Origin of the sequence: Pseudomonas sp. GW456-L13, from assembly GCF_017350115.1 — a bacterium.
GTDB classification, from domain to species: Bacteria; Pseudomonadota; Gammaproteobacteria; order Pseudomonadales; family Pseudomonadaceae; genus Aquipseudomonas; species Aquipseudomonas jessenii.
The window spans coordinates 460,738-479,928 of sequence record NZ_JACNAS010000001.1; the positions used below are offsets into that span (position 1 = coordinate 460,738).

Below are 19,191 nucleotides of genomic sequence, written 5' to 3' on the forward strand. Positions count from 1 at the left end.
AGATCGCCTTCGCGGGCAAGCCCGCTCCCACAGGTTCGGTGTCGATCACAACATTTGTGCACGACACAAGACCTGTGGGAGCGAGCTTGCTCGCGATGGGGCCATCAGCTTCACAACATCCGCCATTTGACACACGCCGGTCATCCGGCAAAGCTGCATCGAGCGTCATCGCGCGCCGCAAGGCAATCGCACCTGGACCATGGAAGTCGTAATGCCGAAACATAAAAATAAAGCTGCAACCCCAAACCCTGATTCGCAACCGACCCTGATCAACCGTTATCTGTTCCCTGTCACCATCGGCATCCTGCTGCTGGCTGTGGCGGGTATTGGCTGGTTTTTGCTGGGCAGTACACCGACACCGCTCAAGCCAGTCCCCGTCAGCGCGCCTGCCGTGCAACCGGCCAAACCGCAACCGGTCGCTGTCAAGCCTGCGAAAATGGTCGATGAGCAACAATGCCAGGGCTGCCACGGCGAGCAGGTCAAGGACTGGCAAGGCTCCCATCACCAACTGGCGATGCAGCAAGCCAACGCGGACACCCTGCTCGGCGACTTCAACAACGTCACCTTCAAGGCCGAAAAAGAGACCACGGTGTTCTCGCGCAAAGGCGACGAATTCTGGGTCAACACGCCGGGTATCGATGGCAAGAATGCCGATTTCAAAGTCGCCTACACCTTTGGCATCGCCCCCTTGCAGCAATACCTGATCGAGGTCGGCGAAGGCCGGCTCCAGGCCCTCGGCGTGGCCTGGGATACCGAGAAGCAGCGCTGGTTTCACCTCTATCCGGGTCAGGGCGTGACCTTCAAGAACCCGTTGCACTGGAGCAAGCCGAGCCAGAACGCCAACTTCATGTGCGTCGAGTGCCACACCACCGGTTACAAGCGCAATTTCGATGCGGCGAAAAACACCTTCGACAGTCACTGGAACAGCCTCGGTGTCGGCTGCCAGGCCTGCCATGGCCCGGCGTCCAATCACCTGGAATGGACGGCGAAGAAAACCGACCTGATCCACGTAGGCTTTGCCGTCGACCTCAAGGACAAGAACGCCACCGTCGAAATCGAAACCTGCGCCCGCTGCCACTCTCGCCGCGCGCCCCTGGACGATGGCTACACGGTCGGCAAACGGCTGATGGACGACTACCTGCCGAGCGTCCTGACCCGCGAGTTGTACGCGCTGGACGGCAAGATCAAGGACGAAGTGTTCGAACACGGCTCCTTTGCCCAGAGCAAAATGTTCGACAAGGGCGTGCGTTGCAGCAACTGCCACAACCCCCACAGTACACAGTTGAAGGCACCCGACAACGGCGTTTGCCTGCAATGTCACAACACCGCCGGCAAAACCACCGTGGAGGGCGTCGACGGCAAGGGCCTGCAAGCGAAAAACTACGATTCCATCGAACACACTCGCCACACCATGGGCCAGCCGGGTTCGCAGTGCGTGGATTGCCACATGCCCGGCAAGTTCTACATGGGCAACGACTTGCGGCATGACCACAGCTTCAGCATTCCCAATCCTGAGCGAGCAAAGAAACTCGGTACGCCTGACGCCTGCCTGACCTGCCACAAAGGCAAGGCCGGCGACAAGGTCACCGAGCAGTTCAAGCTGTGGAACACCGCCAACGCCAGCGCGGTACAAGCCCCTCGCTACGACGAAAGCCTGTGGCTGATTCGCAACGGCCAGCCCGGCGCCGCGCAGGCGTTGTTCGAGCAACTGCAACGCAGCAACCTGCCGGCGATTCAGCGCGCGACGCTGCTGGCCGAACTGCCGGCGTACCCGAGCGAACAGGCGTTGAAACTGGCTACCAGGGACCTGGGCAACCCGGCGCCGCAAGTCCGCGAGAGCGCGGTGCGGGCGGTCAGTGCCTTCCTGCCGCCTGCGGAGCGCGCGCCATTGCTGACGCCGTTGCTGAGCGACCCGGTGCGGGCTGTACGCATCGCCGTCGCCCGGGACCTGCTCAGCGTCGCACGCAATGGCTTGGGCAGCGCCCAGGACGCCTGGAATGCCGCCATTGCCGAGTACGAAGCGGTGCAAAAGAGTCTGGCCGAGCGCGCCGAGGCCAACCTGAACCTGGCCATGCTCTATCAGGCCGATGGCCGCAGCGCAGAAGTCGAAGCTTTGCTGCGTACCGCCCTGCAGCGCGATCCGGACTTCTACCCGGCGCTGGTCACCCTGGTGCAATGGCTGGAGGCCAACGGTCGCAGTCAGGAAGCCCATGCCCTGCTGGGGCAAAGCCTCAAGGACCACCCCGACTCTGGCCTGCTGCAACACACTCAGGGCCTGGCGCTGATTCGTGCGGGCCAGGCCGCTCAAGCCATGCCGTACCTGCGCAAGGCCGCGCAACTGGATCCCCAGAGCGGGCAGTTCGGCTATGTGCTGGCAGTGGCCCTGCATGACAGCGGCAAGATTGACCAGGCGTGCGCCGAACTGGAACGGCTGTTGAAGGTGCAGCCGGCCAATCGCAATGCCCGGTTGTCGTTGATCCAGTATTACCTGGACAACGGCCAGGAGCCCAAGGCGCAAGTGCTGTTGCAGGGCTGGAAGAAAATGAACATGGGGGATCCGGCGTTGAAGTGACGGGAGATTCTTGTAGGAGCGAGCTTGCTCGCGATGGCGTTACAGGCGACGCGTTTATCCAAAAAAATCGCGTTTTCGTTGACGTCCATCGCGAGCAAGCTCGCTCCTGCAGGGGCCGAATTCAGCGGCGCCTGAACAACGGCCGCGGCTCAATCACCGAACGCCCGTACAACACGCTCATCCCCGCCAATCCCTTCAATGCATCTTCTGCGGATTTGTCTTCACGCACGGCAAAGCTGTCGAAACCGCATTGGCGCATGTGGCTGAGTTGATCGCGCAAGACATCGCCGATGGCGCGCAACTCGCCGGCCCAACCCAATCGCGCACGCAGCAGATACGCCTGGCTGTACCCGCGGCCATCGCGAAAGCTCGGAAAATCCAGGGCGATCAAGGGCAGTTGGGTAAACCATGGCTGAAGGCTTTCCACTTCATCGTCCGGCCCCAGCCACACGCCGTTTTGCGACGGGTTTTCCAGCCAACGGCTCAGCGGCAGAATCGTTGCACCCACGGGCAGCGGTGCTTGCGGGTCGCGCACGAGCTTCCATGGATCATCCGCGACAATCCGCGCCACGCCCTCTTCCAGCCGCAACAGATTGTTCATGCCGACACCTCCAGCACTTTCGCATAGACAGCCTCCTTGAACGGCTCTAGCCCGATCCGTTGGAAGGCGTCGACGAACAGTTCTTCGCTCTCGCGATAACGCACGAAGGTGTCGATGATGCGCTCGATCACCTCGGGCACTTCGGCGGAGCTGAAGGACGGGCCAATGACCTTGCCCAACGCACTGTTCTTGCCCTGGGCGCCGCCGAGGGTGATCTGGTACCACTCGGTGCCGTTCTTATCGACCCCCAGAATGCCGATGTTGCCAATGTGATGGTGACCGCAGGCATTCATGCAGCCGGAAATATTGAGGCTGATATCGCCCAGGTCGTGCAGGTAGTCGAGGTCTTCGAAGCGTGCGGCAATAGCCTTGGCGATGGGGATCGACTTGGCGTTGGCCAGCGCGCAGAAGTCGCCACCGGGGCAGGCGATGATGTCGGTGAGCAATCCGGCGTTGGCGCTGCCCAGATTGTGTCCGCAGGCCAGGCGCCACAGGGTGAACAGATCGGCCTTGGACACGTCCGGAAGGACGATATTCTGCTCATGGGCAATGCGGATTTCACCGAAGCCAAAGCGCTCGGACCACTCGGCCACCGCCTCCATCTGCTCGGTGGTGACATCGCCCGGTGGCGCAGCGCTGCCGGGCTTGGTCGACAACACCACGCTGGCATAGCCCGATATTTTGTGCGGCTGCACGTTACGCTGCACCCAACGAGCGAACGCCGGGTTTTCGGCCAGGTGCGTGCCGAAATCGAGACTGGTGTCGGACAGATCACGATAGGGCGGTGCGACGAACGCACTGGCCACCCGCTCGAACTCGTCAAGGGTCAGTTGCGCCGGGCCGTCCTTGAGGAACTGCCACTCTTCTTCCACTTCCCGGGCGAAGGCCTCGATGCCCAGGGCTTTGACCAGAATCTTGATTCGCGCCTTGTACTTGTTGTCCCGCCGGCCATGGCGGTTATACACCCGCAGCACCGCCTCTACGTAAGACAGCAGGTGTTGCCACGGCAAGCCTTCGCGGATCTGCACGCCGAGGATCGGCGTGCGCCCCAGACCGCCGCCCACCATGACTCGCAGGAGCATGTGTCCTTCGGAGCCTGGGTAAAGATAAAGGCCGATGTCATGCATCATGATCGCCGCGCGGTCCTGCTCGGCCGAGCAGATGGCGATCTTGAACTTGCGCGGCAGGAACAGGAATTCCGGGTTGATGGTCGACCACTGCCGCAGAATTTCCGCCAACGGTCGCGGGTCAATCATTTCGTCGGCCGCAACCCCGGCAAAGGCTTCGGTGGTGATGTTGCGCACACAGTTGCCGGAGGTCTGGATCGCATGCATTTCCACCTCGGCCAGGCGTTCGAGGATCGACGGCACCTGGGCCAGTTCGATCCAGTTGAACTGCATGTTCTGCCGGGTGGTGAAATGGCCGTAACCGCGATCGTAATCCCTGGCGATGCTCGCCAACGTACGCATCTGCCGGGCACTCAGCGTGCCGTAGGGAATCGCCACTCGCAGCATGTAGGCATGCTTTTGCATGTACAGGCCGTTCTGCAGGCGCAATGGCAGGAACTCTTCTTCGTTCAGCTCACCGGCCAGAAAGCGCTCGACCTGATCACGAAACTGCGCAACTCGTTCGAGCACCAATGCCCGGTCGTAGTCGTCGTACTGATACATCTGGCTACCTCATCAGAATTAGGCACAGAACCCTGTAGGAGCGAGCTTGCTCGCGATGGAGGTCAACGAAAACGCGAACCTCCTGGATAAACGCATCGCCTTTGACTCCATCGCGAGCAAGCTCGCTCCTACAGGGGGCGCAAGTCGGGCTCTGCGGCTCGTTTCGAGGTAACGACTATGAGCTTGCGGCGCAGTACGTTACAGATTCACTTGAACTCTAAAAAACCGTATCAGAACACGACTGAAAGCCGCAGGAGTGGCGAAGAATCTGATCCGCACAAATGAATTTTCCCTGAGCCTGTTTTGTTTTTACCGGTGTTTTTACAGTGCACGGCATTGCAACCGAGGAAGCATTGACCATGAGCACAACAACCATCGGACAGGCCTATAACTACAAGGTCGTCCGCCAATTCATCGTGGCGACCGTAATCTGGGGCATCGTGGGGATGGCGATGGGCGTGTGGATCGCCTCGCAACTGGTGTGGCCGCAGATGAACCTGGACCTGCCGTGGACCACCTTCGGCCGCTTGCGCCCGCTGCACACCAGCCTGGTGATTTTCGGTTTCGCCGGCAGCGCGCAATTCGCCGCCAGCTATTACGCAGTGCAACGCACCTGCCAGGTACGGCTGTTCTCGGACACACTCGCTGCCTTCACGTTCTGGGGCTGGCAGTCGGTGATTGTGGTGATGCTGATCACCCTGCCGCTGGGCTACACCACCACCAAGGAATACGCCGAAATCGAATTCACCGGCGCGGTGTGGATGACCGTGGTCTGGGTTGCGTACGCCGTGGTGTTCTTCACTACCGTAGTGCAACGCAAGACCAGACACATCTACGTCGGCAACTGGTTTTTCGGTGCATTCATCGTGGTCATCGCCATGCTGCACGTGGTCAATCACCTGTCGATTCCAGTCGACTGGTTCAAGTCCTATCCGGTGTATTCCGGGGCTACCGACGCCATGGTGCAATGGTGGTACGGGCACAACGCCGTGGGCTTTTTCCTGACCACAGGTTTCCTGGGGATGATGTATTACTTCGTGCCGAAACAGGCGGGCCGGCCGGTGTATTCCTATCGCCTGTCGATTGTGCACTTCTGGGCGCTGATCACCCTGTACATCTGGGCTGGCCCGCACCACTTGCACTACACCGCGCTGCCGGACTGGGCGCAGTCGCTGGGCATGGCCATGTCGCTGATCCTGCTGGCGCCGAGTTGGGGCGGAATGATCAACGGCATGATGACCCTGTCCGGTGCCTGGCATAAGTTGCGCACCGACCCGATCCTGCGTTTCCTCGTGCTGTCCCTGGCGTTCTACGGCATGTCGACCTTCGAGGGGCCGATGATGGCGATCAAGACCGTCAACGCCCTCTCCCACTATACCGACTGGACCATCGGCCACGTGCACGCCGGGGCGCTGGGCTGGGTGGCGATGATTACCTTCGGTGCGACCTATCACATGGTGCCGAAGGTATTCGGGCGCGATCAGATGCACAGCACGCCGCTGATCAACCTGCACTTTTGGCTGGCGACCATCGGCACCGTGCTGTACATCGCCTCGATGTGGGTCAACGGCATCACCCAGGGCCTGATGTGGCGCGCGATCAACGATGACGGCACGCTGACCTACTCCTTCGTCGAAGCCTTGCAGGCAAGCCATCCGGGATTCGTCGTGCGCTTTGCCGGCGGGGTGTTCTTCCTCAGCGGCATGCTGCTGATGGCCTACAACGTGTGGCGCACGGTGCGGGTAACGGACGTGGCGATAGCCGAACGCGAGGCGCGGTTTGCCTGATGATTGAAGTCATACTGAACATTCTGGGTGTGGCATTTTTGTGGTTCGCCGTCGAGTATTGTCTGCGCCACCAGACCGCCGAGAGCCTGGACGATGCAAGCCTGATCCCGTTTGCGGATGACCCGGAAGTGGCGCGGCGGGTGGAATTGGCGACCGGAAAAACCGTTAGAACACTGCCGCCGGAAGAGGCGAACCCGGATTGGGAAACCCTCGATATCTGATGTAGCACCGATTACTGTGGGAGCAAGCTCGCTCCCACAGGGTTGTATGTCGAGATTTCAGGCACGCTCCCTGGGAATCAGGCTTTGCAGTTGTTGCGCCAGGAAGTTTGCATCGAACTCAAAAGTGTCCGGGTCTTTCAAGCCATTGGTCTTGCGCCACTGCCAGCCAGTGGATGGCGGCAGGCACACCAGTGACACGCTGCCATAACGTGCTGCTGTAAAGCCCATCACCGCCACGGAAATCTGCCCGCCGACACCCATCACCTCCGGCACGAATTCCACCGGTTTGCCAGTGATCAGGATGCTCAGCTTTTCGGTCTTGAACGGAGAGCTCTCCACCGGAACACTCGGCCCCGACGCGACGTACACTTCGCGGTTCACTACGAGCAGGTCAGGTGCCTTGACCGGTTCCAACCACTGCTGGATCTGATCGAACAGCGCACCAATGCGCTTCGCCCACTCGGCCGATTGCGACTCGAACACTTGCTTTTTGTGCGCTTCGCTTTCGGCGTAGTGGCGAAGCATTTCGCCCAGTTGCTGTACATCGTCCATAGCGGTGTTCCTTTGGTTGAAGCGGTGTTGCGGACATTAAGCATGGCAGATGCGCGTGGCGGGCGTACGAGTAAAAGCGTGAGCGGTACTGCCACCGCCGGACTGAATGCGCAGGAGGCGGTGGCTTTCGCCCTGGGTGGCTGACTCAACCGGCCTTGGGCGTGCGGCGCAGGCGCGCCATGCTCAAGGTGTCCACCAGCACGCCGTCACGCACGGCGTAGTCGCGGAACAGGCCCTCGGTTTCGAAGCCGAACTTGCGGTACAGGGAAATGGCCGCTTCGTTGTCGGCATACACCGAAAGCTCGATGCGCTGCAGATTCATCCAGTTGTCGGCGATATCCAGCGCCGTCGCGAGCAGCTTCGAGCCCACCCCCTTGCCCTGCCACGCCACCGCAACGCCCATGCCGAAACTGCCGGCATGGCTGCGACGAATGCGTGAGAACTGCTCCAGGCCAATGTTGCCGATGACCGTGCCTTGATGCAGGGCCACCACATTCACCAAGCGTTCGTTATCCAGCGCAAGGCGACTGCGCCAGAGTTCGGTGGACTGAAACGGCATTTGCAGGGTTTGACGGGCGATGGCCGGGTCGTTGTACAGCGCCGCAACGCCTTCGATATGGGATTCGTTGAAGCGTTCGAGGGTGATGACGGGTTCGGTGGCTGGCATGGGTGAATCATCCTTGAAGCAGACATGGCCGTTCACTCTATAACGAACGAAACCTCTGTGGCGAGGGGGCTTGCCCCCGTTGGGTTGCGTAGCGACCCCCAACAAACCAATACTCGTTTTCACCCTGCAAACCGCAGTGCCCGTTATTACGGCTGCTGCGCAACCGAACGGGGCGGTGCGGCGGTCCGACAAGCCCCCTCGCCACAAGGATTGCAGTCTATTCAAGCTATCTTCATTCGAACCACTCCCGGCGCTCGCTGAAAGTGTTTTCGATCAATTCGACGATCACCCGTACTTGCTCGTCGTCCCCGGAATCAGCATTGACCGCCATCCACACCTGACGCCGCATAGGCTGGTCAAACAGGCCCGGCAAGGCAATCAGCCCGCGGTCGAAGTGGCTCATGTAGTGCGGCAGCAGGCCGATGCCGGCACTGCAACGGATCATCTCCAGCATCAGCTCCCAGGATTGCAGTTGCACCACCCCGGCCGGGCGCTGATCCACCAGCGTATTCCATGGCCGGAAGCTCTCAACCTGGCCGTCCTGCCGCCATTGCACCAGGAGAAAATCGGCCAGGTCATCCAGGCATTCCGGCCTGGAGGCAACCCGCGAGTAGCGCTTGGCAATGTGCGGCAGGTAATCGAGTTGCGCCAGGCGCCGGGGTTCGGTGGTGGCAAAGCTCGGTCCCGGTAACGGCGATCCGGTCTCGCCCAGCCACACCACCACGTCGGCGCTGACTGCCTGCAAGGCCAACTCGCTGTCGAGCGTCATGATCTCCAGCCGAACGCTGGCGTTGCGCCGCAGCAGTGCAACCAGGTCGCGCCCGAGAATGTCATGCAGGATCGAATCCGCCACGGCCAGGCGAATCAACGGCTGCTCGACCACAGGCAAACCGCGCTCATGGGCCAGGGCGATCAATTGTGCGTGCAAGCGCAAGCCATCGCGGCTGAGGCTCAAACCATTGTCGCCATGGTTGAACAGCGAACATTGGAGCTGCGTTTCCAGCAGCACCAGTTGCCTGCGCAGGCGGGTGGTCTTGATGTTGAGACTGCGGGCGGCCTGCATGAAGCAACCGCAACGGGCGCTGACGGTGAAACACAGCGCCAGTTCGGGGTCGATAGCCGCCGCCAACTGGTGCCAGGACGCATTTTTATCAATAGCTACACGATATTCCGCAGCCCCCTGGTGGGCGCTGGCTTCCATGAATGACATCGAGGACTCCCTGTCGATCTGACACTGACAGGTGCATCCTGCGGATCGTTCATGAACCTGCTGTGACAATGACTCAGGCGCTGGGTGTCTGCCGAAAGCTCACGGCCAGGCGATTCCAGCTGTTGATGGTGGTAACGGCAATGGTCAGGTCGACCATTTCGCTTTCACTGAACTGCTCCCTGGCTTGCGCGTAGACATCGTCCGGCACATGGCTTTCGGAGAGCAAGGTGACCGCCTCGGTCCAGGCCAGCGCGGCTCTTTCCCGAGGATTGAAAAAGTTGCTGTCGCGCCAGACCACAATGGAATACAGACGCCGGTCGCTTTCGCCCAGGCGCCGTGCATCCACCGAGTGCATATCGGTGCAAAAGGCACAGCCATTGAGCTGCGAAGCACGAATCTTGATCAGGTGCAGCAGGCCCTGCTCGATACTCAGGCTGCTGGCCAGGGCCTCCATGGCGATCATGGCTTTCATCGCTTTGGGCGACGCGCTGTAGTAATCCAGGCGGGGGTTCATGGGGCGATCTCGTGCAGGCGTGATGTGAACTTCACGGTAGTCGCTGGCTCGGGGGCATGACAGATCCAATCAGGCGATTTCCCCGGGGACCACCGCCGCCAGACCAATTGACGGTTTTTCCACTGCACAACTTCTGTACCACAAGCGGATAGGGGTAATCTTGCGCGACGCACACGCGCCCAACAGCCCCGGAGCCTCGCCGGTATGGAACTACATGTTGTCATCAACGGTCGCAAGGACCTGGCCGGCCAGCTGTACAACCAACTGCGCAGCGCTATCGAGTCCGGTCGCCTGACCGCCGGGACACAACTGCCCCCCAGCCGCTTGCTGGCCGAACAACTGGGTATTTCGCGCAAGACCATTTCCGACACCTACGCCCAACTGACTTACGAAAACTTCCTCACCGGGGTGGTCGGCAAAGGCACCTATGTCAACGCGCGCTCGTCGAAGGTGCAGCGTAAACAGAACCACACCGAACTCGGCGGCTTCGAGGTGATCGAGTACTGGCGCAACCTGCCGGTGTTTCTGCGTCATCCGACCCTGGAAGGCTCGCTGCGCTACGACTTCATTGGTGGCGCCACCAGCAAGGGCCAGTTTCCCCAGGATGACTGGCGGCGCTGCACCTCTCATGCACTGCGCCAGATTGCCGGTTCCAAGGGCTTATACAGCCAGCCCGAGGGCTTGCCGGCGCTACGTAACGCCATTGCGCAGCACATCGCGTTCTCCCGCGGGGTCAATTGTCAGGATGAGGATGTGGTGGTGTGCAACGGTGCGCAGCAGGCGCTGGACCTGATTGCCCGGGTGCTGATCAGTCCGGGCAGCCTGGTCGCCATGGAGGACCCCGGCTACCCGCCGGCGCGCCTGCTGTTCGGCACCCATGGCGCCACGGTCATTGGCGTACCGGTGGACGCCGAAGGCATTGTGGTGGACCAGATTCCTCGCGGCACGCGCCTGATCTACGTCACCCCGTCGCACCAGTTCCCGCTGGGCATGCCGATGAGTCAGGCGCGCCGGGAAGCACTGCTGGCCAAGGCCCATGAGTTGGGTGCGATCATCATCGAGGACGACTACGACAGCGAGTTCCGCTATGAAGGCCGCCCCACCGATTCCCTGCAAAGCATGGATGAACGGGGAATCGTCGCGTACGTCGGGACGTTCTCCAAAACCCTGTTACCGGAACTGCGGCTCGGCTACGGGATCCTGCCGCCGGCGATCCTCGAGGCCGTGGTGCGCGCCAAGCAGCTCACCGACCTGCACACCTCGACCCTGCCCCAATGGGCGCTGGCCAAGTTCATCGCCGAAGGTTGCCTGCTCAAGCACATCCGGCGCTGCCATACGATCTATGCCGGGCGCCGCGAGCGGATCCTGGCGCGCATGGCCGGCGATCTTTCGCCCTGGCTGGAGGCGGTACCGTCCACTGCCGGCTTCCACATGGTGGTGATGTGCAAAGTGCCGATGGATATTCCATTGGTGATCGAACTGGCGAAAAAAGTCGAAGTCGGGCTATATGCCATCGACAGCTTTTTCTATCAGGAAACGCCCAGGGCCGGGCTTTTTTTCGGTTTTGGCGCCATCGAAACCCTCGACATCGACATCGCCCTGGACCGTTTGCGCGACATCCTGCAGCAAGTGGCCTGACGGATTGGCCTGCGGTTTTATCCGGGGATTGGCTATTGGCGGTCCCGGGGGCCGGGCCTATCCTGCATAGGCGTTATCCCTCAATGAGCAGGATTCGTCCGGCCTGATTCAGGAGTGTGAGCAATGTCCCATGAAGTGATCAATACCGTACAGGTACAAGCCGCCGCCGGGCGCTCGGATGAACTGGGTAAGCAACTGCAAAAGATTGTCGAAACCCTGCGTGAACTTCCCGGGTGCGAATCCTATATGGTCGACCGCTGCCCCGAGGACAGCAATCGCTGGACCGTCAGCGCCCACTGGCAATCGGAAGAGGCCATGCGATCGCATTTCAACAGCCCGCAAGTCCAGGGTTTCATCGACCTGATCGATTGCCAACTGGCCAACTCCGTCGACTTCAACAGCTTTCCGATCCGCTAGCCCCCCCTTGTAGGAGCGAGCTCGCTCGCGATGGTCGTCAACGATAACGCGTGCTTCCTGGTTAAACGCGGCGAATCTGAATCCATCGCGAGCAAGCTCGCTCCTACAGAATTACCCCCCGCTGGAGCGAGCTGTCCAGACATTGGTCCCCTGGCCTTCCCGAATATTGGCTGTTTGTTTGTCACCCGCTGCGGACTAGATTTGTCCATGACAACTTATCCAACGCAGGTAATGAACCATGAACGTTTTGCGCTTCTGTGCCGCTCCCCTTGTTGCCCTGACCCTGGCCGTCGGTGCCCCGGCATTCGCCCATGAAGCCGGTGACCCCTCGGAAAAAGTCACGGTATTGCAGGATCACATGCTGAAAAACGTGCCGGGCAAAAAAGCACTGATGATCGAAGTCGACTACAAGCCCGGCCAATCGTCCATTGCCCACAAGCACGACGGTACAGCCATGGCCTACGTCCTTTCAGGGTCTGTCACCTCTCACGTGAAAGGCGAGAAAGCCGTGACGTACAAGGCGGGCGAATACTGGTATGAAGCAGCCGGATCCGAGCACCTGGTCTCGAAAAACGCCAGCGCTACCGAGCCTGCCAAGTTGCTGGTGTTCATGGTGTTGTCGCCGGACGAACAGGTGCTGGTCCCCCTGAAAAACTGATCGCTGATCGAATAGCCATAAATAAACACGCCCAAATTCGCTATTCGGGCGTTTTTAATTCCCGGGGCAATTAACCCGACTTGTTTAAATCAAACAAAACTATGGGCCAGCCAATAAGCACGCAATTGGCTATTTCATTCTTCACTTTGCGGTTTAGTCTGGAGCAACTGCCGAACACTTGCGGCATTTCCAACTTCCTTACTGATGTTGTTTCACTGGAGTAACACAATGAAACTTGCATTTGTCAGTACGCTTACCCTATCAGCTGCGCTTTTGGCTGGCTGCTCGGTTCCCACCGCACCCTCTGCGGGGCCTTCGCTGGAAAGTGTGTTCACCGAACCGGTCGGCCGCAGCAACGCGACTCGTATTCCCAACGGCAGCAATGTGGCCCTGGGCGTGGTGTACAGCCAAAACACCCACGCTAACCGTGCCTATCTACAGAATTACCAGGCCAATGCCGGCACGGGTTTCGGCCAGAGTCTGCTGGTACGGGAGATCCACGACGCCTATGTCGCCACCTCCAGACCCGACCTCGCGGTGGATTGGGTCAAAGCCTCGCTTCAACGGCAATTCGGATCGGTCACCGTGTACCCGGACATGCAGAGCCTCAAGGCGGCGAAACCGGATGTGGTAGCCATTGTCGACAGCCGCAGCCAATTGATCACCTCGCGCAGTTCGGACGTCGAGTCCAAAGTCAGTGCCGATTTCTATGACAGCCACTTCAACTACATTGGCACCGCACAAGGTTATGACGCCAGAGCGCTCAGCCCGGTATGGGCGGACTATAAACGCAGTGAAGAGATTGTTGCCGATATTAACGAGCAACAAAACGTGCAAGTAAGGGCATTGCAGAAGTTTGACCAGTCGCTCAGTAATTTATTGACCAGCCCGACAAGTAACGTCTCGATGATCCACCAGACCTCAGAGCGGAAATTGTATTAAGACTAAGGCAGATAATGTGAGTAAACCCTGACCAGGACAGGAAGGGTTTGCTCACAATTAATCAAAATCATGACTTTCGATTAGCGCTATCTTTAGATCCGCGTTAAAGCGCGACCAACCGTTTTCTACAGACAGGGAAGTCTCAATGACTAAAGACCAGGAAAGATCCTTCATTGCCCGCATCAAGTGCAATGGTGTCAACATGACATTTTTTGACCAGATATTGAGCTCGAGGCATTTTGAACCTCAGAGACTCAAATCGCCGATCCCGCCAAATATAGTGTCTACCTTCGAAGCCTATGATCCTGTAAGCCGAGAACTGCTCCCTGTAGGTGGCAGAAAAAGGCCGGCCATGGTCATCCACTTCTGGTGTTATGACGACTACTACAACATGCAGATTTTGAGCGAAGCCTACTATCAAAAATATTTTAGCAAGAACGAACATGGCGTCCTGGGCGCCTTCCCGGCCGCCGGCGGTGATACCACCTCCTTCAATTTGCTGGACAGCAATCAGCAAATCATCACGCTTGATGATTTGAGCGGTGACACAGCCACCGTTCACTTGAAAGCACGCAACGCCGCCATTATCAAAAAAGAAATCTGGCGTGATCCGGCGTACAGCAGGTGCTTCACCGACAAGTCCGGCGACATTGCCACGTTCGAGCTGAAAATTCTGGAAAGGCAGGTCTCCTCACCCGCAAGTTCAACACCCTACAGCTGAGTTCCAACCATGGGCCCGCGTGTTGTCTTGCCCCTTGAATGAAAAAAGCCCCGCATCTCTCGATGCGGGGCTTTTTCATTCAACGCCTGATCAGGCAGCCGGTTCCAGCTCGGCGGCGGCGACGGCGGCAGGCACCACCGCTTGACCGCTCAACGCCAGGTCCAGCAGTTCGCGGTTGGCCACCGCGTACATGGCGTAGTCGGTGCCGCTGGCGGCACGGATTTCCACCAGCATGGCACGCCAGCGTTCGATCATGCTTTCATGCTGCTGCATCCACAGGTCCAGGCGTGTTTCCACCTCCTGGGAACCGTCGCCCTGTTGCAGGACCGAGATGGTGATCGCACGTTGCTGCCAGTCGACGTCATCACGGAACGCTTCACGGGCCAGGGCCTGCCAGTTGTTTTCAACCGGCAGAGCGCTGATCTGTTGCAGGTACCAGGTGATGTCCAGTGCACTGCCCACGGCGAAGTAGGCCTTGGCCACGTCGGCAGGATCCTGGCCGGTCACGTCGGAAGCCTCGATGATCGGCAGCAGCGTATACAGATGCGTGGTGCCAGCCACCATGCGCGCCAGCAACTCCGGCACACCGGCTTCGACGTACGCCTGATAACGGGTCTGCCAGGTTTCGCGGATCTCGCCACTGAGCAATTCGTCGAGTTTGAGGCCCAACGCCGCCAGATGCGGACCGAAGTGCGCGACGTCACGGGCAGCGTTCTGCTCGTTGCGACGGGCACGCAGGAACCAGCGCGTGGCGCGACGGCCCAGGCGCATCAGCTCGTCCATCAGTTCCAGTTGTACGTCGGCGGAAACCTTGTAGTCCAGGTTTTCAATCTGACGGAACCAGTGCGGGAGGTGGAAAATGTCACGCACGATCACATAAGCACCGGCCACGTTCGCCGGGCTCATGCCGGTCGACTCTTTGAGTCGTTGAACGAAGGTGATACCCATGTGGTTGACCAGATCGTTGGCAATCTGGGTGCTGACGATTTCGCGCTTCAGACGGTGACGACGCATCGCCGCGGAGAACTTGCTCACCAGTGTTGGCGGGAAAGCGGTTTCCATGTCGCGGGTCAGGTAGTCGTCGTCCGGCACCAGGGAGCCCAGCAACTGCTCCTTGAGGTCGATCTTGCTGTACGAGATCAGCACCGACAGCTCGGCACGGGTCAGGCCATGACCTTCGGCGATGCGCTCGTTGATCGCTTCTTCGGCCGGCAGGAACTCGATGGCGCGATCCAGCTTGCCGCGACCTTCCAGGTCGTTCATCAGGCGCTTGTATTCGGCAATCCGCGGCAATGCACGGCGGGCTGCCAACGACAGGGCCTGAGTCTGCTTGTAGTTGTTACCCAGCACCAGACCACCGACTTCGTCGGTCATGCTCGCCAGCAACTCATTACGTTGCTTGTCGGTCATGTCGCCGGCCTGAACCACTTCGTTGAGCAGGATCTTGATGTTCACTTCGTGGTCGGAGCAGTCCACACCACCGGCGTTGTCGATGAAGTCGGTGTTGGAACCGCCGCCATTGAGGCCGAACTCGACGCGACCCAGTTGGGTCATGCCCAGGTTACCGCCCTCGCCCACGACTTTGCAGCGCAGTTCGTTGCCGTTCACCCGCAGTGCATCGTTGGCCTTGTCGCCGACATCGGCGTGGCTTTCGCTGCTGGCCTTCACGTAAGTACCGATACCGCCGTTCCACAACAGATCCACCGGTGCCTTGAGCAAGGCGTTGAGCAGTTCGGTCGGGGTCAGCTTGTCGGCCTGGATATCGAAGCGTTCCTGCATTTGCGGGGAAATCGCAATGCTCTTCGCGCTACGGGAGAAGATGCCGCCGCCTTCGGACATGAGGCTGGTGTCGTAGTCCGACCAGGCCGAACGTGGCAGGTCGAACAGGCGCTGACGCTCGGCGAAGCTCGACGCCGGCTCAGGGTTCGGATCGATGAAAATGTGCAGGTGGTTGAACGCTGCGACCAGTTGCAGCTTGTCGGACATCAGCAAGCCGTTACCGAACACGTCACCGGCCATGTCGCCGACACCGACCACGGTGATGCTGTCTTCCTGGACATTGATGCCGCGCTCGCGGAAGTGGCGCTGTACGCCGACCCACGCGCCCTTGGCGGTGATGCCCATTTTCTTGTGGTCGTAACCGGCCGAACCGCCGGACGCAAACGCGTCACCCAGCCAGAAACCGTAGTCGATGGCGATGCCGTTGGCGATGTCGGAGAAGGTCGCAGTGCCCTTGTCCGCCGCTACGACCAGGTACGGGTCATCGTCGTCATGACGCACGACGTTGGCCGGCGGCACCAGGGCGCCGTCCTTCAGATTGTCGGTGATGTCCAACAGACCCGAAATGAAGATGCGGTAGCAGGCGATGCCCTCGGCCGCGATCTCGTCACGGCTGCCGCCCAGTGGCAGGCGACGCGGCAGGAAGCCGCCCTTCGCACCCACCGGCACGATCACCGAGTTCTTCACTTGCTGGGCTTTTACCAGGCCCAGGACTTCGGTACGGAAGTCTTCTTCACGGTCGGACCAGCGCAGGCCACCACGGGCCACGTTGCCGAAGCGCAGGTGCACGCCTTCGACGCGCGGCGAGTAAACGAAGATTTCGAACTTCGGTACAGGCTTGGGCAGCTCGGGAATCAAGTGCGGGTTGAACTTGAAGCTGAAGTACGACTTGTTATGGCCGTTGGCGTCAGTCTGGTAGAAGTTGGTGCGCAGGGTGGCCTTGATCAGGTCCAGGTAGCGACGCAGGATGCGGTCTTCGTTCAGTACCTGGACGTCGTCCAGGGCGCTGAGGATCGCGTGTTCCAGGCGTTGCTGCTTGTCCCCCAGATCTTCGCCGGTCAGCTTGCGCGCCAGGTAGAAACGGGTCTTGAACAACCGGGTCAGCTCGTGAGCGATATCGGTGTGGTTGTTCAGGGTGCTGGCGATATAGCCCAGGTCGAAGCCCAGACGGATCTGCTTCATGTAGCGGGCGTAGGCACGCAGCAGCGCCACGTCGCGCCATGGCAGGCCGGCGGTCAGTACCAGACGGTTGAACCCGTCGTTCTCGGCGTCGCCACGCACGATGTGGACGAATGCGTCCTGCAGCGTGTCGTTCAACTGCTGGATGTCGAGTTCCAGGCCTTCGGCGGCGGTGAACGCGAAATCGTGAATCCAGAACTCGCGGCCACTGTTGTGGCGCAGGCGATACGGGAACTCACCCAGCACGCGCAGGCCGAGGTTTTCCAGGATCGGCAGCACGTCGGACAGCGCCAGCGGGGTATCGGCGTGGTACAGCTTGCAGTGCAGCATGCGCTGGCCGGAAACCTGACCCAGCGGCTGGTAGAAGCTCATCACCAGCGGATTTTTTTCGTTGAGACTCAGCAGGTGCTGCATGTCGACCACAGCCGAGTGGGCTGCGAAACGCTCGCGGTAACCGGCGGGGAAGCCTTTCGGGAAGTCGGCCAGCACGTTGGTGCCATGGGCTTCACCGAAGCTTTCAACGGTCAGGGCGGCGTAGTCGTCCTGCCAGCTGCGGCAGGCCTGCACCACTTCTTTTTCCAGCAGCAACGGGTCGATATCGAGGCGGTTTTTCGGGTCGACGCGCAGAATCAACTGCACGCGGGCCAGCACGGACTCGGAGAAGAAGGTCCAGAACTCGCAGTCCGAGGCTTTCAGGCGATCCATCAGCACTTGCTGGATCTTCTGGCGCACTTCGGTGGAATAGATGTCACGCGGCACGTAGGCCAGGCAGTAGCAGAAACGGCCGTACGGGTCTTTGCGCAGGAACACGCGAATCTTGTTGCGTTCCTGGATCTGCACGATCGACATCACGGTGCTGAACAGCTCGTCCACCGGGGTCTGGAACAGATCGTCGCGCGGCAGCACTTCGAGCACCTGCGCCAGTTCCTTGCCCAGGTGAGCCTTGGCCTGGAAGCCGGAACGGCGTTCGATTTCCTCGACCTTGCGGCGGATGTACGGGATCACCCGCACGCTCTCGCCATACACCGACGAGGTGTACAGACCCATGAAACGGCATTCCTTGATGACCTTGCCGTCGGCGTCGATTTCGCGGATCGACACGTAGTCCGGGTAAGCCGGACGGTGTACACGGCTTGGGTGCGCGGCCTTGGCGAACGACAGCAGGGTCGGTTCGCGCAGGTAGTTCACGGCGTAGTCTTCGATGCGCAGGTCATCGTAGGTCAGGCCGGCACGCAGCAGCTTGGTCAGGCCGAGGAAGGAGTCCTTGTCGTAGACGATATGGCCGCCATCGGCTTCGTCGCTGACCACGAACTCTTCATAACCGAGGAAGGTGAAGTGGTTGCCCACCAGCCATTCCAGGAAGCTCTTGATTTCGTTCTTCTCGTCGCCATCGACGGCGAACTGGCTGTTGTCCAGCTTGGTCAGGATGTCCTGGACCTTGGCCTTCATCGGCTCGAAATCGCCGACGGCCACGCGGACTTCACCGAGCACCTGCTCCAGCTCTTTGCTCAGCACATTGAGCTCGGCGGTGTTGGCGCAGCGGTCGATCTCCAGGTACATCAGCGACTCTTGCTGAATGTCGTCGCCCTGGGTGCCTTTAGGCAGGATTTCCAGCAACTCGCCCTTGCTGCCACGACGCACGCTCAGCACGGTGGTTTGCAGGGTATGGATGCTGTAACCGCGGCGGTTCAGCTCGGTACGCACCGAGTCCACCAGGAAAGGCAGGTCGTGGTGCAGCACTTCGACCGCGGTATGGGTCGACTGCCAGCCGTGGCGTTCGTAATCAGGGTTGTAGACGCGCACTTGCGGCTGCGCGTGATCAAAGCGCTCAAGCATGCGCCATGCAGAAAGGGTGCAGCCAGCAAGGTCGGACAACCGACGCTGGGTCAGCTCGTCAAGGGAAATGATGCCGAAGAATTGTTCAGAAAACAGCGCCACTTGTGGCAGTGCCTGTTCACTGATGTGCTGCGCCAGTGCCGCTTGCAGTTGGTGCTGGAAGTCGGCTTTGCTGGCTGCGGTGAAGAACGCCATCTGTGGTACTCCGCTTGGGCTTGTTATTGATG

At 60.0% G+C, this 19,191-nt stretch carries 15 protein-coding genes; 8 read left to right on the forward strand and 7 right to left on the reverse strand.

Features of this window, described 5'->3' with window-relative positions:
* Window positions 1–211 precede the first annotated feature (211 nt).
* Complete coding sequence (locus J4D25_RS01990; protein WP_057714986.1) at window positions 212–2,572, forward strand: tetratricopeptide repeat protein; 2,361 nt, start codon at window positions 212–214, stop codon at window positions 2,570–2,572.
* 121 nt (window positions 2,573–2,693) lie between these two features.
* Here J4D25_RS01990 and J4D25_RS01995 read toward each other — a convergent pair whose 3' ends face one another.
* Both J4D25_RS01995 and J4D25_RS02000 read right to left on the reverse strand, forming a co-directional pair.
* The gene (locus J4D25_RS01995; RefSeq protein ID WP_057714987.1) at window positions 2,694–3,173 is read right to left on the reverse strand and encodes a DUF934 domain-containing protein; all 480 of its coding nucleotides are present in this window, start codon (window positions 3,171–3,173) and stop codon (window positions 2,694–2,696) included.
* Window positions 3,170–4,843 carry a nitrite/sulfite reductase gene (locus J4D25_RS02000; RefSeq protein ID WP_057714988.1) on the reverse strand — a complete coding sequence of 558 codons (1,674 nt, stop codon included), beginning with the start codon at window positions 4,841–4,843 and terminating at the stop codon, window positions 3,170–3,172. The genes J4D25_RS01995 and J4D25_RS02000 overlap by 4 nt, the downstream gene beginning before the upstream one ends.
* Before the next feature lie 359 nt (window positions 4,844–5,202).
* Between J4D25_RS02000 and ccoN the strand changes: the two genes are divergently transcribed.
* A complete protein-coding gene (gene ccoN / locus J4D25_RS02005) occupies window positions 5,203–6,630 on the forward strand; it encodes a cytochrome-c oxidase, cbb3-type subunit I (protein WP_057714989.1) in 1,428 nt (475 codons plus the stop codon).
* Window positions 6,630–6,851: a hypothetical protein gene (locus tag J4D25_RS02010; protein ID WP_057714990.1), complete on the forward strand. Its 222-nt coding sequence runs from the start codon at window positions 6,630–6,632 to the stop codon at window positions 6,849–6,851. The genes ccoN and J4D25_RS02010 overlap by 1 nt, the downstream gene beginning before the upstream one ends.
* Window positions 6,852–6,908: 57 nt before the next feature.
* Here the strand turns inward: J4D25_RS02010 and J4D25_RS02015 are convergent, their stop codons facing one another.
* The 4 genes from J4D25_RS02015 to J4D25_RS02030 all read right to left on the reverse strand — a co-directional run bounded on the left by J4D25_RS02015 (window position 6,909) and on the right by J4D25_RS02030 (window position 9,794).
* Window positions 6,909–7,403 carry a hypothetical protein gene (locus J4D25_RS02015; RefSeq protein ID WP_057714991.1) on the reverse strand — a complete coding sequence of 165 codons (495 nt, stop codon included), beginning with the start codon at window positions 7,401–7,403 and terminating at the stop codon, window positions 6,909–6,911.
* 145 nt (window positions 7,404–7,548) lie between these two features.
* A complete protein-coding gene (locus J4D25_RS02020; protein WP_057714992.1) occupies window positions 7,549–8,070 on the reverse strand; it encodes a GNAT family N-acetyltransferase in 522 nt (173 codons plus the stop codon).
* Window positions 8,071–8,302: 232 nt separating this feature from the next.
* Window positions 8,303–9,280, reverse strand: coding sequence for a LysR family transcriptional regulator (locus J4D25_RS02025; RefSeq protein WP_057714993.1), 978 nt, complete (start codon window positions 9,278–9,280; stop codon window positions 8,303–8,305).
* Between the two features lie 73 nt (window positions 9,281–9,353).
* Window positions 9,354–9,794, reverse strand: coding sequence for a carboxymuconolactone decarboxylase family protein (locus J4D25_RS02030; RefSeq protein WP_057714994.1), 441 nt, complete (start codon window positions 9,792–9,794; stop codon window positions 9,354–9,356).
* A 204-nt stretch (window positions 9,795–9,998) separates the two neighbouring features.
* Here J4D25_RS02030 and J4D25_RS02035 point away from each other — a divergent pair, with 204 nt between their 5' ends.
* The 5 genes from J4D25_RS02035 to J4D25_RS02055 all read left to right on the forward strand — a co-directional run bounded on the left by J4D25_RS02035 (window position 9,999) and on the right by J4D25_RS02055 (window position 14,170).
* The gene (locus J4D25_RS02035) at window positions 9,999–11,432 is read left to right on the forward strand and encodes a PLP-dependent aminotransferase family protein (protein WP_057714995.1); all 1,434 of its coding nucleotides are present in this window, start codon (window positions 9,999–10,001) and stop codon (window positions 11,430–11,432) included.
* Window positions 11,433–11,555: 123 nt separating this feature from the next.
* Window positions 11,556–11,849 (forward strand): putative quinol monooxygenase, encoded by a 294-nt coding sequence (locus tag J4D25_RS02040; RefSeq protein ID WP_057714996.1) that lies wholly within the window; start codon window positions 11,556–11,558, stop codon window positions 11,847–11,849.
* Window positions 11,850–12,087: 238 nt separating this feature from the next.
* Complete coding sequence (locus J4D25_RS02045; RefSeq protein ID WP_057714997.1) at window positions 12,088–12,507, forward strand: cupin domain-containing protein; 420 nt, start codon at window positions 12,088–12,090, stop codon at window positions 12,505–12,507.
* Window positions 12,508–12,735: 228 nt separating this feature from the next.
* A complete protein-coding gene (locus J4D25_RS02050) occupies window positions 12,736–13,449 on the forward strand; it encodes a hypothetical protein (protein ID WP_057714998.1) in 714 nt (237 codons plus the stop codon).
* A gap of 145 nt (window positions 13,450–13,594) precedes the next feature.
* Entirely contained in the window at window positions 13,595–14,170 is a 576-nt protein-coding gene (locus J4D25_RS02055; protein WP_131726869.1) for a hypothetical protein, read from the forward strand.
* A 90-nt stretch (window positions 14,171–14,260) separates the two neighbouring features.
* Here the strand turns inward: J4D25_RS02055 and J4D25_RS02060 are convergent, their stop codons facing one another.
* The gene (locus J4D25_RS02060; protein WP_057715000.1) at window positions 14,261–19,159 is read right to left on the reverse strand and encodes an NAD-glutamate dehydrogenase; all 4,899 of its coding nucleotides are present in this window, start codon (window positions 19,157–19,159) and stop codon (window positions 14,261–14,263) included.
* Window positions 19,160–19,191 lie beyond the last annotated feature (32 nt).

Bases quoted from the DNA above. Each gene is read 5' to 3' on its own strand.
- J4D25_RS02040 (WP_057714996.1), top strand. From the start codon at position 11,556: ATGTCCCATGAAGTGATCAATACCGTACAGGTACAAGCCGCCGCCGGG.
- J4D25_RS01995 (WP_057714987.1), bottom strand. From the start codon at position 3,173: ATGAACAATCTGTTGCGGCTGGAAGAGGGCGTGGCGCGGATTGTCGCG.
- J4D25_RS02020 (WP_057714992.1), bottom strand. From the start codon at position 8,070: ATGCCAGCCACCGAACCCGTCATCACCCTCGAACGCTTCAACGAATCC.
- J4D25_RS02060 (WP_057715000.1), bottom strand. From the start codon at position 19,159: ATGGCGTTCTTCACCGCAGCCAGCAAAGCCGACTTCCAGCACCAACTG.
- J4D25_RS02025 (WP_057714993.1), bottom strand. From the start codon at position 9,280: ATGTCATTCATGGAAGCCAGCGCCCACCAGGGGGCTGCGGAATATCGT.
- ccoN (WP_057714989.1), top strand. From the start codon at position 5,203: ATGAGCACAACAACCATCGGACAGGCCTATAACTACAAGGTCGTCCGC.
- J4D25_RS02030 (WP_057714994.1), bottom strand. From the start codon at position 9,794: ATGAACCCCCGCCTGGATTACTACAGCGCGTCGCCCAAAGCGATGAAA.
- J4D25_RS01990 (WP_057714986.1), top strand. From the start codon at position 212: ATGCCGAAACATAAAAATAAAGCTGCAACCCCAAACCCTGATTCGCAA.
- J4D25_RS02010 (WP_057714990.1), top strand. From the start codon at position 6,630: ATGATTGAAGTCATACTGAACATTCTGGGTGTGGCATTTTTGTGGTTC.
- J4D25_RS02015 (WP_057714991.1), bottom strand. From the start codon at position 7,403: ATGGACGATGTACAGCAACTGGGCGAAATGCTTCGCCACTACGCCGAA.
- J4D25_RS02000 (WP_057714988.1), bottom strand. From the start codon at position 4,843: ATGTATCAGTACGACGACTACGACCGGGCATTGGTGCTCGAACGAGTT.
- J4D25_RS02045 (WP_057714997.1), top strand. From the start codon at position 12,088: ATGAACGTTTTGCGCTTCTGTGCCGCTCCCCTTGTTGCCCTGACCCTG.
- J4D25_RS02055 (WP_131726869.1), top strand. From the start codon at position 13,595: ATGACTAAAGACCAGGAAAGATCCTTCATTGCCCGCATCAAGTGCAAT.
- J4D25_RS02035 (WP_057714995.1), top strand. From the start codon at position 9,999: ATGGAACTACATGTTGTCATCAACGGTCGCAAGGACCTGGCCGGCCAG.
- J4D25_RS02050 (WP_057714998.1), top strand. From the start codon at position 12,736: ATGAAACTTGCATTTGTCAGTACGCTTACCCTATCAGCTGCGCTTTTG.